Below are 13,248 nucleotides of genomic sequence, written 5' to 3'. Positions count from 1 at the left end.
TGGTAACAAGTAATAGTAGTTACTTTGCTGACCGTACAGTAAATAAATAAACACAATATAATCGGTATATTTTTGTCTGACATCCAGCTATTTATAACCGTTTATCTGTGTAACGAATGCATTGGACAACTACGCTTTATCCAATTATTAGCCTTTTCCTGCTTCTTTCGACATCGCTCTCTGCACAGGTTCGGCTAACATATCCACTTGACCGTCAAGTCATTCAACGCGACAACAATAACCGGGCGACGGTGCAACTTGCCGGAAGCTACTCGGTATCCATTGACCGGGTAGAAGCACGGTTTGTAAGCCTTCAGGGCGGGCAAACCACCAACTGGGAAACGGTACAGGACAATCCGACTAACGGTCAGTTTTCAGGTACGTTGACCGCACAGGGCGGCTGGTATCGCATTGAAGTTCGGGCAAAGAATGGCGGTCAGGTAGTTGGCACCGATCAGCTTGCCCATTTCGGAATCGGCGAGGTACTGATCATTTTTGGCCATTCCAACGCCCAGGGAACTACCTGCAACGATACCGAAGAATGCCTGTCGCCGGGAGGGTCAACCGACGAGCGGGTTGTCAGTGTTCCTATTAATGTTGATCTGGTACAAAACCCGGCTTATGGCCAATACCTGCGCACCGTTGACCCAACGTACCTGCCCAAGCTCACATTCTCGCAATGGACAACCTACAGCGGCGCAGCCCCTTTCAACAGTAATGCCTGGCTTTGGGCGAAAATGGGCGAAAAGCTGGTTCAGCAACTCAACGTACCTGTGTTGTTCTACGGAGCCGGTTTTGGGGGAACCAATATGGAACATATGTATCTGGCCATGAACAATCAGCCGTTTGAACATGGTTTCTGCAAGTGGGAGTTGCAGATGCCCTATGCTAATGTGCGCAACGTCATGAACCTATATGTTCCCTCTACGGGCGTACGGGGTATTCTGGTCATTCACGGCGAAAACGACCGATACAGTTCGCAGGAAGCCATTCGAACGCACAACCGGGAGGTGATGAAGCAGTGCCGCACTAAATTCGGAAAACAAAACCTGGCCTGGGTTATTGCTATTTCGTCGTATGTAGGCGAACGGTTCGATAACGTCAGAAACGCGCAGATGCAGGCGGTGGCTGACATCAACAATGATCCGTCGCAGGCGAAGGTGTTTCAGGGGCCAGACATGGACCCGCCGGTTGGGTCTATGCATTCAACACCCGACCGGCCCGATGGCATTCACTATTCTACGGCTGGTCAGTTAAAGTACGCTCAACTATGGGTTGATAATCTCACGGCCGATAACAACGCCTTTTTCAGAAACTCAACACCTTACCCGGCCGAGCAACAACCACTGGCGTCGATACAATGTGTGGCCGCCAGCCCCAATCAGTTGCTGCTTTCACAACCAGCCGGTTTTGACGCCTATAACTGGAACACGGGCAATACCAACCAGCAATATCAGGTTGGTACAGGCTCGTATTCGGCCCGATTGCAGCGTAGTACCATGAGTACACCAGCCTCGCGCGATGCCATGCGGTTTTACTTCCCGCCCGCCATTGCGGTGACCAACGATCAGAAAATTCCGAGCACGCCAACCATTTCTGCTTCCAGCCTGATAGCCTGCGGTAATTCACTCACCCTGGCATCGAGCCACAACGGTCCGGCCATTTGGAACACAGGAGCCACAACCCAATCAATAAGCACATCGTCGGGCGGCAGCTATTCCGTTAAGGCAAAAAACCCGGTCTATGGGTGCGAATCAGCGTTATCGGGGGCCGTTACGCTATCTACCGGCACCGCCGATCTAAGCCTCTCGAGCCAGGTAAGCCGGCGATTAGCTACGGTTGGCGACACTGTTCGTCTCACTGTCAATGTACACAACAATGGCCCCTGCGACGTAGCGGGCGTACAGTTTCAAAATAGTTTACCCGCCAACATGAGTCTCGTCTCGGCCGAAACCGGGCTTATCAATTCAGGTACGCTGGTCAGTGGGTCCTTGCCGTTGTTGGCCAATGCCGGCTCGATCAGTAAATCGTATGTTGTTCGGGTGAATGCACCAGGTACGTATGTCAATGCGGTTCAGGTAACGAGTTCGCCGGTGCCCGACCCCGATAGCCAGCCCAATTCGGGCACCGGCGACGGGCAGGATGATATGGCACAACTCGACTTCCGCACCTTATCGACCGGTGTTGGCAGCGCATCGGCGTCATTATTTACGTCGGCCAATCCGAACCAAACCCCTTTACCCGCCGTACAGAGTAGCCAGCCTATCCCCGAAGCCCTTAAGGCTGATCTTAGTCTAAGCTTACAGGCCGACAAACGAGTAACACGTACAGGTCAACCCGTTACATTTAGCCTCACCATCCGTAACGCAGGTGGTTTAGCGGCTACCAACGTGGGCGTTCGGGCCACGCTACCAACGGGTATGACCTTCGTTTCGTCAGCGTCAGGGTTATCCGTTAGTCAGGGCATTGTGCAGGGAACCGGTACCGTAATACAGTCTGGAGGGACGGTAACGATTACGTTTATCGCTTCTGTTGGACCCTCCGCGAGTATTGACCAACTCCTGGTTGTTAACGCCGAAATCTACCAGTCTAACCAACCTGATCCCGATAGTACACCGGGGAATAGTGCGCTAAAAAAAGGCGAAGATGATGAAGCTTCTGTTGAGATTCGGGTCAGCGCAATTCAGTAAATAGAGGCAGTTGGTTGCGTAGGGCCTACAGATAAACCCATCGTTACGGGCACGCTTAACGGCAAAACGGTTTATATTTGCCCATTACACATCCACCGAGCGGCTCTAATGACGTATTGCTTAGGAATTAAAGTAAAATCAGGTCTGGTAGCCATCGCCGACACGCGCCTGACGTCGGGGACTGAAGTTTCCACAAACCGGAAAATCACGGTCCACGAAGTAAAAAATCATTCGTTGTTTATCATGACCTCGGGCCTTCGTTCGGTGCGTGATAAAGCCATCACCTACTTCCGCGAAGTGTTGGCCGAACAGGATCAGACATTCAACAAGCTATACAAAGCCGTGAATGCCTTTGGCGAGCAGGTAAAACGGGTGGCTGCCGAAGACAAAGAATCCATTCAGGCGGCGGGTATGAACTTCAACCTGAATGCTATCGTGGGCGGTCAGTTGCAGGACGACGACGAGCACAAATTGTTTCTGTTGTACCCGGAAGGTAACTGGGTGGAAGTTGACTCGGGATCGCTCTTCAAGATCATCGGCAATTCAGGCTACGGCAAACCGCTCCTGTTCCGAAACCTGAATTACGAAGCTACGCTTCAGGAAGCCCTGAAAATTGGGTTTCTGGCCTTCGACGCCACACGGGTCAGCGCCAATGATGTAGACTATCCGCTCGATGTGGTGGTGTACACGAAAGACAGCTTTCATATGACGGAACACCGACTGGAAAAAGACGACATGGACGAGATTTCGCATCAGTGGAGTGCCTTGCTCAACAATTCCGTTCGCCGATTACCTACCTATTGGATGGACCCCATTTTTGACAAAGTAGTTAACCCGATTATCAATGATCAATGATCAATTGACAAGTCTTCTGCGTGGCAATCCTTGCCATAAACTGCGGTTCATTGTTAACTGATAATTGTTCCTTGTATGCGCCTTTCTGTTCGGCATCAACTGCGCTATGAATACGACCAACCAGTTGTGTTGCAGCCACATATGCTCTATCTGTATCCGCGCACGTATCCCTATCAGCGGCTACAGCGTTACGAACTAACCATTCACCCGGTGCCATCGAAAGTGGTGCGAAACGTGGATGTAGAGGGTAACGTACAGCAACTGGTTTATTTCAGCGGCCCAACAACGCACCTGCACGTTACGGCCGAAATTGAGGTCGATTCGGAGCCCTTCAATTCGCTCGACTTTGTTCTTTTCCCGTTCGAAGCCCAACGGGTTCCCCTGAAATACCCCCATCAGGTACGTCCACTGCTGGAGACATACTTGACCCGCGAGGGGGTAACGCCTGTCATTGAAGCGTGGGCCCGGCAATTGGCGGCAAATGTTGGCTGGCAAACGGTTCCCTTTCTAATTGCGCTGAACAACGCCATCCGGCAGTTCACCTACGCCATTCGCGAAGAAGGCGCTCCCTACCCTCCCGAACAAACATTGCTGGAACAACGCGGTTCATGCCGCGACTATACCACGCTGTTCATGGCGGCCTGCCGTAGCCTGGGCATAGCCGCCCGGTTCGTGAGTGGATACCTGTTCGGCTCAGCGCAGCAGGAACACCAACTACACGCCTGGGCCGAAGTGTATCTACCCGGTGCCGGTTGGCGCGGTTTCGACCCCACCGAAAACACCGTTGTAGTCAATAATCACGTTTTTCTGGCCTCTTCAGCACGCGCCGAACTTACCGCCCCTGTCAGCGGCACCTTCACCGGCAAAGCCAACTCCGTGCTGGAAGCAGATGTTAGAATTAAGAGTTAAGAATTAAGAGTTGCTTCGCTTAGGTACGTTACGTCTTTTAGCGAAGCAACTCTTAACTCTTCTACCCTCCCGCTTTCTTGGCGGCGTACTTCTTTCCGGTCAGGTACGTCAGGATCTTGTCGCGGTGGTCGCCCTGGATCTGGATTTCGCCGTCTTTGACGGTACCGCCCGTGCCACAGGCGTTTTTGAGCTGCTTGCCCAGATCGGCCAGGTCGGCGTCTGTACCGACGAATCCACGTACGGCCGTTACCACTTTTCCTCCGCTCCGCCGATCCAGCCAGACTTTAAGCTGTTGTTGCTGAGGCGGCAGCGTTTCGGCCACAGGCCCATCATTCGTTTCGTATTCGTGGTCGGGATTTGTTGAATAAACAATCCCTGTATAGTTTTTCTTGCTCATAGTAGCTACCCTCACCCCCGACCCCTCTCCCATTGTGGGAGAGGGGCTGGGGGTGAGGGCTTTACATCAATACTAATAAACTGGCTGGCAACACCCGAACGGTGCAGCTGTTTCCTGGTAAAAGAAGTGGCTCTCCGTCGGCATGGGCTAGTAGCGGTGCGTTGCTTTGAATGGTAGCTTTCAATACGGGGCGACCAGACCAGTAGGCTGACCCACTAAGCGATTTGCGAAACAGCTGCCAACCCAATATACTGGCCATGTGCGCCGGAAACGGTTTTACACAACAAAGCTCCAGCTTTCCGTCCGAAATATTGGCAGTAGGTGCAATCCAGGCGTTGTTGCCAAACTGACCGGCGTTGGCGGCGGTCAGCGAGAAAAGAGGTCCGGTTTCGTTGGCGTCGATGCTATACTCCGCCGGTTGGTAATTCCAGTACGCCTGATAAGCCGTTTTTATGTATGTCTGTAAGCCACGGGTGGGTTGTTTAGCGAACTCATGCGCTACGTAGGCTTCGAACCCTAGCCCGGATGTACAGAAGAACGGATGATCATTCAACTCACCGCTATCGATCAGAACGGGTTTGCCAGCCAGGGCACGCTGCACGGCTTTTTGTGGGCTCATGGGTAAGCCCAGGTGCCGCGCTAACCCGTTGCCTGAGCCCATGGGCACAATACCCAGTGCTGTGGCTGTATGGCGCAGGGCACGAGCCGTTTCGTTGATGGTTCCGTCGCCACCCACGACCATTACCCGGCGAATACCCTGCTTGACAGCTTCGATGGCCAGTTCGGTCGCATGACCTGCATAGGCTGTAGTGACAATCTCGGCCTGGTAAGCTTGTCGGTCTGCTTCGGCAGCAATAAATGCTCGCAGGTTTTCCCGTTGCGTAAGCGGCAACGTACCCGACAACGGATTGATAATAACGAGCAGATCAGTTTTGGGCATCAATCAGGCGAAAAAGAGAAACATGAGGGCAATGAATACGAGGATAAACACGTAATACCACCCATCGGAGAATATGTAAGGCTTATATTCCCGGTAAAAATTACGTAGCCAGTTCATACTGCAAAGTTCGCCAAAAAAATGAGACACATCCGTTTTCTCCTCGTCCTGTCTGTGATTGCCTTCGTCAGCTCCTCCTTCACTCACGCCCAAACCGCTTCTGACCGCCAGACTATTCTGGGTACGTTAAAACGCCAAACCGACGATTGGAACGCCGGGCGGGTCGAGGCGTTTATGAATGGTTACTGGCAGTCCGACTCGCTCACGTTCGTTGGCAAAGGCGGAATCACCTACGGATACGACGCCACCCTGGCCAATTACAAAAAACGCTACCCGGATCGGGAAAGCATGGGTACGCTGGCGTTTACCATTCTGAAGGTCGAGTTTCCGGGTAAAAACGTGGCCTATGTCATTGGTAAATGGCACCTGACCAGACCTAAGGTTGGTGATGCCGGTGGCCATTTTACGCTACTTTGGGAAAAGAAAAAAGGCCGTTGGCTCATCGTCAGCGATCACTCTTCATAACTTCCGTCCGCTAAAGCAGACGGCAACCGGTAAAAAGTCCCTGCGGGACTGGTTCGTTAGTCCCAACGGGACTTGTCTTTCGTTGCCGTCTGCTTTAGCGGACGGTAGCGGTAAAACTCAACCCCCAGCCCGATTTGCCGTACCTTTGTAGCCCGAAATTCGTTACCGAAGTATGTTCAAGTTTCTGCCCAAATTGCCGTTTGCCTCGTTGAATCAATCATTTGACGGTGAGTTGTACTTCAATGAATCGCCCGAGCATCAGGCGCAGTTAAGCGTGTATGCTACCGATGCTTCCGTGTATCAGGAAATGCCCGTGGCGGTGGCCATTCCGCGTACCGTCGACGACATAAAACGGCTTATCCGGTTTACTAAAGCCAATACCCGCCCCAACGCACCACTGGGTTTGATTCCCAGGGCGGCCGGTACATCGCTGGCCGGACAGGTAGTGGGTAGCGGCATTGTGGCTGACATCGGCACGTATTTCGATAAAGTTCTGGAAATCAACGCCGCCGATCGCTGGGTACGTGTACAGCCCGGCGTTATTCGCGACGACCTGAATGTAGCTTTAAAACCACATGGACTGATGTTTGGCCCCGAAACATCGACCGCCAGCAGGGCTATGATTGGTGGCATGATCGGTAATAATTCATGCGGACTACACTCGATTATATGGGGCACCACCCGCGATCACCTGCTCGAAGTGCGCGCCGTACTCTCCGATGGTGCCGAGGTAACGTTTGGCCAGTTGACCGAAGCTGAATTTGAGGCGAAATGCCGGGGCGAAAACGTCGTCAGCCCACTCGAACAGCAGATTTACCAGCAGTTTCATACCTGGCTCAACGACCCCGTCATCTGCCAGCAAATCCGCGATGGCTACCCCAACCCCGCCGTCAGCCGCCGCAACACCGGCTACGCGCTGGATGCGCTGATTGAGAAAGGGGCGAAGGGTGAGGGGCGAGGGGTGAAGAGCGAGGTGAGCACTATCAAGCCCATCGCCCCTCACTCCTCGCCCCTCACCCTTATCAACCTCGCCCACCTCATTGCTGGCTCAGAAGGGACGCTTTGCTTTATCACCGAAGCCAAACTGAGCCTGCTGCCGCTGCCACCCAGGTATGTTGGACTGGTTTGTGCCCATTTCGAGACACTACGGCAGTCACTGGAGGCTAACCTGGTGGCGCTTGAGCATAACTGTTACGCATCGGAGTTGGTTGACGATTATATTCTGCAACTGACCAAAACGAATATCGAGCAGGCCAAAAACCGGGCGTTTGTAGAGGGCGATCCGACGGCGGTGCTGATGGTCGAGTTTTTTGCCGATGCCGAGCAGGACGTAATCAATCAGACCAGTCAGTTTGTCGACGCACTACGGGCAAAAGGTCTTGGGTACGCTTACCCGGTGCTGTTTGGCGACGACACCAAAAAGCCGTGGGCACTGCGCAAGGCGGGGTTGAGCATTATGTATAACGTACCTGGCGACGAGAAGCCCGCCAACGTGATCGAAGACTGCGCCGTTGCTCCCGCCGACCTTCCCGACTATATTGATGAGTTAACGGTGATGGCGAAGGAAAACCACGGCCTCGACCTGGAATTTTCGGCCCATGCTGGTGCGGGAGAACTCCACGTATTGCCGCTGATTAACCTTAAAACAACACCCGGCCGCGAGACTTTCCGCGCCCTCCTGCGCGACACGGCCCAGCTGGTGAAAAAATACGGCGGTTCCCTTTCCGGCGAACATGGCGACGGACGACTACGCGGCGAGTTCATTGCCTACATGCTTGGCCCGGAGAACTACCAGCTTTGCAAAGACGTGAAAGCACTGTGGGACCCGCATAATCTGTTCAACCCCGGCAAGGTGGTGGATAGCCCGCCCATGAACGAGCACCTCCGCTACGAGGCCGACGTAGTTATTCCACAACCTAAAACCATCTTCGATTTTAGCGATGCGGGTGGTTTGCTCGAAGCCACTGAGAAATGCTCGGGTTCGGGCGATTGCCGTAAAACGCATTTTTCGGGCGGTACCATGTGCCCCAGTTACATGGCCACCCGCCGCGAACACGACACAACACGAGCGCGCGCCAATATGCTTCGGCACTTTTATAGCGGCCGGGAAGTAGCCGCTACTGAAGTGAAGGATGTGCTTGATCTGTGCCTGTCGTGTAAAGCCTGCAAAGCTGAATGCCCCAGCAGTGTGGACATGACCCGGATGAAAGCCGAGTTCACCCAGCAACTGTACGATGAGAAAGGCATTCCCCTACGCGCCCGACTGGTGGGCAACTTCACTCGCCTGATGAAGCTTGCCAGCTACGTACCCTGGGCATACAACGGTATCTACAACACACCTGCCCTCCGCCGCATCGCCAACCGACTCGTAGGCTTCCACTCCGAACGGACCATGCCACATCTGAAAGAGTTTTCAGTTGACAGTTTACCGTCTTCTGTTGCTTCGCCAATTAGCAGCGTAACCTTAAACCCAAAACTCAAAACCCTAAACCTGTTTCTTGATGAATTCACCCGGTTCAATGATGGATCGGTGGGAGAGAAAGCGGTGCAGTTGATGCAGGTGCTGGGCTATACCGTATCAATACCGAAGGCGGCGGAGAGCGGGCGAACGTACCTGTCAAAAGGATTGGTGCGTGAAGCCAAAGCGTTAGCTATCCGCAATGTGCTGGCGCTGCGTGATTTGGTTTCGGCCGAAAACCCGCTCGTTGGTCTGGAACCATCGGCTATCCTGACCTTCCGCGACGAATATCCCGATCTGGTGCCCGACGAATTGAAAGCCGATGCCCGCCAGATTGCCGCACATACGCACCTGCTCGAAGAATGGGTGGCCCGCGAAGCCGACGCCGGACACATTCGACCCGATCAGTTTACCAGCGAGGCGCGCACCATCAAGCTGCACGGACACTGTCACCAGAAAGCGCTGTCGCTGCTCAGCCGGGCGGTCGATGCATTGTCGATTCCCGCTAATTATACGGTTGAGGTCATTCCGTCGGGTTGCTGCGGTATGGCGGGTTCGTTTGGTTATGAAACCGAGCATTATGACCTGTCGATGCAGATTGGCGAACTGGTGTTGTTCCCCGCTGTTCGCGATGCCGCTACCGATGTACTTATTGCCGCCCCAGGTACGTCGTGCCGTCATCAGATTAAAGATGGTACCGGTCGAGTGGCCCAACACCCAGCCGAAATTCTGTTCGATGCCTTAAAGAGATAACTTCGGCTCAGCCACAAAAACCATTAAATATGTAAGCATATTAATTTTTACATTTTAATGTCAATTTCTTGAGAATGACCTAACAACTTATGCAGTAGTCGAGTTAATAGCCTGTCAATCGACTAAATCGATAGAATTAAACAACTTAACGTCATGAAGAAGATAACGATCCTGGGTGCGCTGCTGATAGCTGGCCTAACCCTCAACGCCAACGCGCAAACGACAACGCCTACAAGCCCGGCTACGCCAACCACAACGCCGATGCCTTCGACACCAGCGGGTATGCCACAGACGGGTAATACAACGACCACCCCCAACACAAACGGGACGTATAACAATTCAACGAACCCAACCACTACGGGTACGTACCAGACGCAACCTACCACTACCAACGGCACAACAACGGGTTACCCACAAGGTACAACTCAGGGGCAGATGCCTACAGGTACGTCGCAGAGCGGTACTACGCAGGGAACCACCACTACTGGTTCGTATCCAACGCAATCGAACGGTACTATGCGTAGTGGACAAACCCAGAACTCAAACCGGACACGTTCAACTGACCGTACAACTATGGATCAGATGGACACCAACCGGGGAACACGTGGCACTAACACCGGCACACGAAGCACGACTACAACCGGTACACGGAGCAACACAACTCGTCCCAACTCGACGACGAACTAATCAACTATTGAATTAGAAAAGGGTTTTTCAACATCTGGTGGTGTCGAAAAACCCTTTTCTGATTTATGAATACTAGCTTATGAATACGCTCCTTCTTTTCTTGGGCTTCTCACTATCACCCCTTGCAGACTTGCCTGTACAGCAGCAACAGCCTGCCCCGGCAATGCGCACTACCCAACCACGTAGCCGCACCTTATCCCCTCAGGCGGATACAGTTGGCAAACGTAAACAGCCAAGACTTAGGCCCGATTCGCTGCGTCGGGGTGGCATGATCAGGGTCGACTCTGTTCGCAGGCGTTAATAGAAAGCTATACCTTAGGCCGAAAAACCGGCATGGCTTCCGTAGTCGTTAAAAATGGACCGCCAATTAAATCGACGCAGTACGGGATAGCCGGAAACACAACGCCCAGACATTGACCTATAGCTTTAGGCTTTCCCGGTAAGTTCAGGATCAGGGTCTGGTTGCGAATACCCGCTGTTTGGCGCGACAGAATGGCCGTGGGTACATATTTCAGGCTTTCCTGGCGCATTAACTCGCCAAAACCCGGCATCATTTTCTGACAAACAGCCTCCGTTGCTTCGGGGGTTACGTCACGCAAAGCCGGACCAGTTCCGCCGGTAGTTACAATCAGGCAACACTTTTCTCTGTCAGCCATCTCGATCATGGCTGTTTCAAGCTGATCCTGTTCATCGGGAATCACGCGGTAGACGGGTTCCCAGGGTGAGGTTAGCCATTCGTTGAGCAACGCGACCACCGCTTTGCCGGGAATATCTTCGTAAACCCCCGCACTCGCCCGATCCGATACGTTAATGATCCCGATCCGGGCCGTTACTGATTCGTTTTCCATCGTGTAAAAATAGCATACGTACCCAGCTTTGGGCCGTGTTTAATGTATAAACCAACCGGTACTGCTCTGGGTTAAGTACGTATGAAAATGCGCAAAAAATCGGAGTTGCCAACTAAGGTCTGCCCTGTCTGCAACCGCCCTTTTGCCTGGCGCAAAAAGTGGGAACGCGATTGGGATAACGTCATTTATTGTAGCGACCGATGCCGGAATTCACCTCACCCCCAACCCCTCTCCTTGAAATAAGGAGAGGGGTTGGGGGTGAGGTGAAAAAAGGCCGGAAGCAATGCTCCCGGCCTTTGTTGCGACACCAATATGAATTGAACTAAAAGAACGTTGAGTGTATAGAATGCAGAGCGTTACTAAGCACACCCGGCCCCTCTCTGACTCTAGTTATAATTTGTATTCTGCGGATCCCAGTTGGCCCAGCCCTGTGTCCAGTTGGTGGTTCCGAAAGCACCGCGGAATGTTACCTTATCGAAGAAAGAATCTGCGCCTTTGCCGTCCCAGATAGCGCCTGTCAGTAGGGGTGAACCCGTACCAGGCAGGAAGTTAGGAGCCGTTAGGCTGAAGTTGTTGGCATTGAGCAACAACGTGGCCACGGCCGTTGATGGAATGACTGTGTTCGCAAAAGCGGTCGTATTGAAGAATGTCTGCGCCTCAGCGTTGGTAATACCCGTTGTACCTAGGTTATCGCCCCGAACTGCCGTTGTTGACGCAGTGCCAGTGTTGGCCAGCACAATACCGCGCAGTTGTAACGTACCTGCAGTCATATTAGCGCGTGTACCCGTTCCACCCGCGTTACCGTTGTCTAAACGTAATCCTTCTGGGTAACCGAACAGCAGCGTGTTGAAAATGCTGATGTTGGTGTTACGGCGAATGTGCATGCCCGACTGATAGGCCCCACTACCACCCGCAGTGTTGGCAGCAGACGGTGTACCGCTAAAGGCGAAGTTGCTCATGTTGGCAAATACCGCCGAAGTAAGTGGCAAGCCGTTATTAGTCGCAGGAGCAGCCGCCTGACCCGTACCTGAGAAATTATCTGACTCAAAGCCATTAGAAAACGACTGGTCAGCTACGTTTGGATCACGAAGCGCCACACCATACTGCACTTTACCGCTGTAGCCCCAGTCAGCATCCCAATCATCATCGAAACCACGGTGAGCAATCAGGTACTTCGCGTTTACTGTTCCACCAAACCACTCGAACGAATCATCGCCGCAATACGACACCTGAACGTGATCGATGGTTGTACCGCTACCAACACCGTACATGGTTAAACCATTGATTTCGTTATTGGCTGTCAAGGCGATACCGGGGAACTCAATACGCACGTACTGCAACGTACCTGAGTTATCGGCAGGCTCGTTGAATGAACCAAGCTGTCCTGAAATACCGCCTTCAAAACCGGTGTTGGCAGCGCGGTTGTGTGGTGATTTCCCAATCAAGACAATGCCACCCCAGTCGCCATAATTCCGCTGACCGGCAGGCTTGTTCGATGTAAATACGATTGGGTTCGTCGCCGTACCTTTGGCCTCTAACCTGGCGCCCGCTTCAACAATCAGCGTACCACCCTTTTGTTGGTTCGCTGGATCAAGAGTCGCGTCGCCACCTTTGATGATCGTACCCGGCTCGATGGTCACAACGGCTCCCGACTTAACATATGTCAAGCCACGGATCAGGTATACGTTACTTGCCGACCAGGTTTCACTGGCTGTGATATTACCCGATTTTTCGATGATTGGACGGCTCCCAAGCGAGAAAACCTGTGTGCTGGCTACCGATTGTCCACCAGTCGCTACTGTAATAGCGCCATTCTGTGCGTTGGCAGGTACACGAACGACCAGTTGTGTAGTTGAAGCAGTGACGATTTCAGCAATGGCGTTACCACCAAATGTTACGGTGTTGCTGGCTGGAGTAGCGTTGAACTGAGTACCGGTAATGGTTACTGTGCTGTTTATGGGCGCCGTGGTTGGGCTGACGCTGGTGATACCCAGCACAGGTGCTGGCTGATCATCATTTTTACAGGCGGTGAACGCAACTGTTAATCCGAAGAGGACGAGCAGTGTGTAGGCCAGTTTGCTTACTACTTGCATGGGAAGTGAATTAAGTGAATTGATTTATTGGTAATT

The 13,248-nt window shown here is 52.8% G+C and carries 11 protein-coding genes; 7 read left to right on the top strand and 4 right to left on the bottom strand.

Annotated elements, in window-relative coordinates; translation table 11 throughout:
• Positions 1 to 116 precede the first annotated feature (116 nt).
• From ACAW87_RS18920 to ACAW87_RS18910, 3 genes are all read left to right on the top strand, one after another.
• On the top strand, positions 117 to 2,690 hold the full coding sequence (locus ACAW87_RS18920) for a DUF11 domain-containing protein (protein WP_370725206.1): 2,574 nt from the start codon (positions 117 to 119) through the stop codon (positions 2,688 to 2,690).
• 108 nt (positions 2,691 to 2,798) lie between these two features.
• Positions 2,799 to 3,545 carry a proteasome-type protease gene (locus ACAW87_RS18915; protein ID WP_370725205.1) on the top strand — a complete coding sequence of 249 codons (747 nt, stop codon included), beginning with the start codon at positions 2,799 to 2,801 and terminating at the stop codon, positions 3,543 to 3,545.
• Between the two features lie 75 nt (positions 3,546 to 3,620).
• Positions 3,621 to 4,454: a transglutaminase family protein gene (locus ACAW87_RS18910; RefSeq protein ID WP_370725204.1), complete on the top strand. Its 834-nt coding sequence runs from the start codon at positions 3,621 to 3,623 to the stop codon at positions 4,452 to 4,454.
• A gap of 61 nt (positions 4,455 to 4,515) precedes the next feature.
• Here ACAW87_RS18910 and ACAW87_RS18905 read toward each other — a convergent pair whose 3' ends face one another.
• On the bottom strand, positions 4,516 to 4,851 hold the full coding sequence (locus ACAW87_RS18905) for a translation initiation factor (RefSeq protein WP_370725203.1): 336 nt from the start codon (positions 4,849 to 4,851) through the stop codon (positions 4,516 to 4,518).
• 61 nt (positions 4,852 to 4,912) lie between these two features.
• On the bottom strand, positions 4,913 to 5,791 hold the full coding sequence (locus tag ACAW87_RS18900; protein ID WP_370725202.1) for a diacylglycerol/lipid kinase family protein: 879 nt from the start codon (positions 5,789 to 5,791) through the stop codon (positions 4,913 to 4,915).
• 138 nt (positions 5,792 to 5,929) lie between these two features.
• On the opposite strand from ACAW87_RS18900, the gene ACAW87_RS18895 reads away from it, so the two are divergent.
• From ACAW87_RS18895 to ACAW87_RS18885, 3 genes are all read left to right on the top strand, one after another.
• The gene (locus tag ACAW87_RS18895; RefSeq protein WP_370725201.1) at positions 5,930 to 6,373 is read left to right on the top strand and encodes a YybH family protein; all 444 of its coding nucleotides are present in this window, start codon (positions 5,930 to 5,932) and stop codon (positions 6,371 to 6,373) included.
• Positions 6,374 to 6,545: 172 nt separating this feature from the next.
• Positions 6,546 to 9,584 carry an FAD-binding and (Fe-S)-binding domain-containing protein gene (locus tag ACAW87_RS18890; protein WP_370725200.1) on the top strand — a complete coding sequence of 1,013 codons (3,039 nt, stop codon included), beginning with the start codon at positions 6,546 to 6,548 and terminating at the stop codon, positions 9,582 to 9,584.
• Positions 9,585 to 9,737: 153 nt separating this feature from the next.
• The gene (locus ACAW87_RS18885) at positions 9,738 to 10,271 is read left to right on the top strand and encodes a hypothetical protein (RefSeq protein ID WP_370725199.1); all 534 of its coding nucleotides are present in this window, start codon (positions 9,738 to 9,740) and stop codon (positions 10,269 to 10,271) included.
• A gap of 308 nt (positions 10,272 to 10,579) precedes the next feature.
• Here ACAW87_RS18885 and mog read toward each other — a convergent pair whose 3' ends face one another.
• On the bottom strand, positions 10,580 to 11,119 hold the full coding sequence (gene mog, locus ACAW87_RS18880; protein ID WP_370725198.1) for a molybdopterin adenylyltransferase: 540 nt from the start codon (positions 11,117 to 11,119) through the stop codon (positions 10,580 to 10,582).
• Between the two features lie 81 nt (positions 11,120 to 11,200).
• Here mog and ACAW87_RS18875 point away from each other — a divergent pair, with 81 nt between their 5' ends.
• Complete coding sequence (locus ACAW87_RS18875) at positions 11,201 to 11,362, top strand: DUF2256 domain-containing protein (RefSeq protein ID WP_441656230.1); 162 nt, start codon at positions 11,201 to 11,203, stop codon at positions 11,360 to 11,362.
• 143 nt (positions 11,363 to 11,505) lie between these two features.
• Here the strand turns inward: ACAW87_RS18875 and ACAW87_RS18870 are convergent, their stop codons facing one another.
• Complete coding sequence (locus ACAW87_RS18870) at positions 11,506 to 13,212, bottom strand: IPT/TIG domain-containing protein (protein ID WP_370725197.1); 1,707 nt, start codon at positions 13,210 to 13,212, stop codon at positions 11,506 to 11,508.
• Positions 13,213 to 13,248 lie beyond the last annotated feature (36 nt).

It is taken from the genome of Fibrella aquatica (assembly GCF_041321135.1).
Lineage (GTDB): Bacteria > Bacteroidota > Bacteroidia > Cytophagales > Spirosomataceae > Fibrella > Fibrella aquatica.
The sequence above is the reverse complement of the archived record's forward strand: the minus strand, read 5'-3'. Positions and strand labels throughout refer to the sequence as shown.

Coding starts and splice junctions, on each gene's coding strand:
- ACAW87_RS18905 (WP_370725203.1), bottom strand. CDS start 4,851: ATGAGCAAGAAAAACTATACAGGGATTGTTTATTCAACAAATCCCGAC.
- ACAW87_RS18910 (WP_370725204.1), top strand. CDS start 3,621: ATGCGCCTTTCTGTTCGGCATCAACTGCGCTATGAATACGACCAACCA.
- ACAW87_RS18870 (WP_370725197.1), bottom strand. CDS start 13,212: ATGCAAGTAGTAAGCAAACTGGCCTACACACTGCTCGTCCTCTTCGGA.
- ACAW87_RS18900 (WP_370725202.1), bottom strand. CDS start 5,791: ATGCCCAAAACTGATCTGCTCGTTATTATCAATCCGTTGTCGGGTACG.
- ACAW87_RS18915 (WP_370725205.1), top strand. CDS start 2,799: ATGACGTATTGCTTAGGAATTAAAGTAAAATCAGGTCTGGTAGCCATC.
- mog (WP_370725198.1), bottom strand. CDS start 11,119: ATGGAAAACGAATCAGTAACGGCCCGGATCGGGATCATTAACGTATCG.
- ACAW87_RS18920 (WP_370725206.1), top strand. CDS start 117: ATGCATTGGACAACTACGCTTTATCCAATTATTAGCCTTTTCCTGCTT.
- ACAW87_RS18875 (WP_441656230.1), top strand. CDS start 11,201: ATGAAAATGCGCAAAAAATCGGAGTTGCCAACTAAGGTCTGCCCTGTC.
- ACAW87_RS18895 (WP_370725201.1), top strand. CDS start 5,930: ATGAGACACATCCGTTTTCTCCTCGTCCTGTCTGTGATTGCCTTCGTC.
- ACAW87_RS18890 (WP_370725200.1), top strand. CDS start 6,546: ATGTTCAAGTTTCTGCCCAAATTGCCGTTTGCCTCGTTGAATCAATCA.
- ACAW87_RS18885 (WP_370725199.1), top strand. CDS start 9,738: ATGAAGAAGATAACGATCCTGGGTGCGCTGCTGATAGCTGGCCTAACC.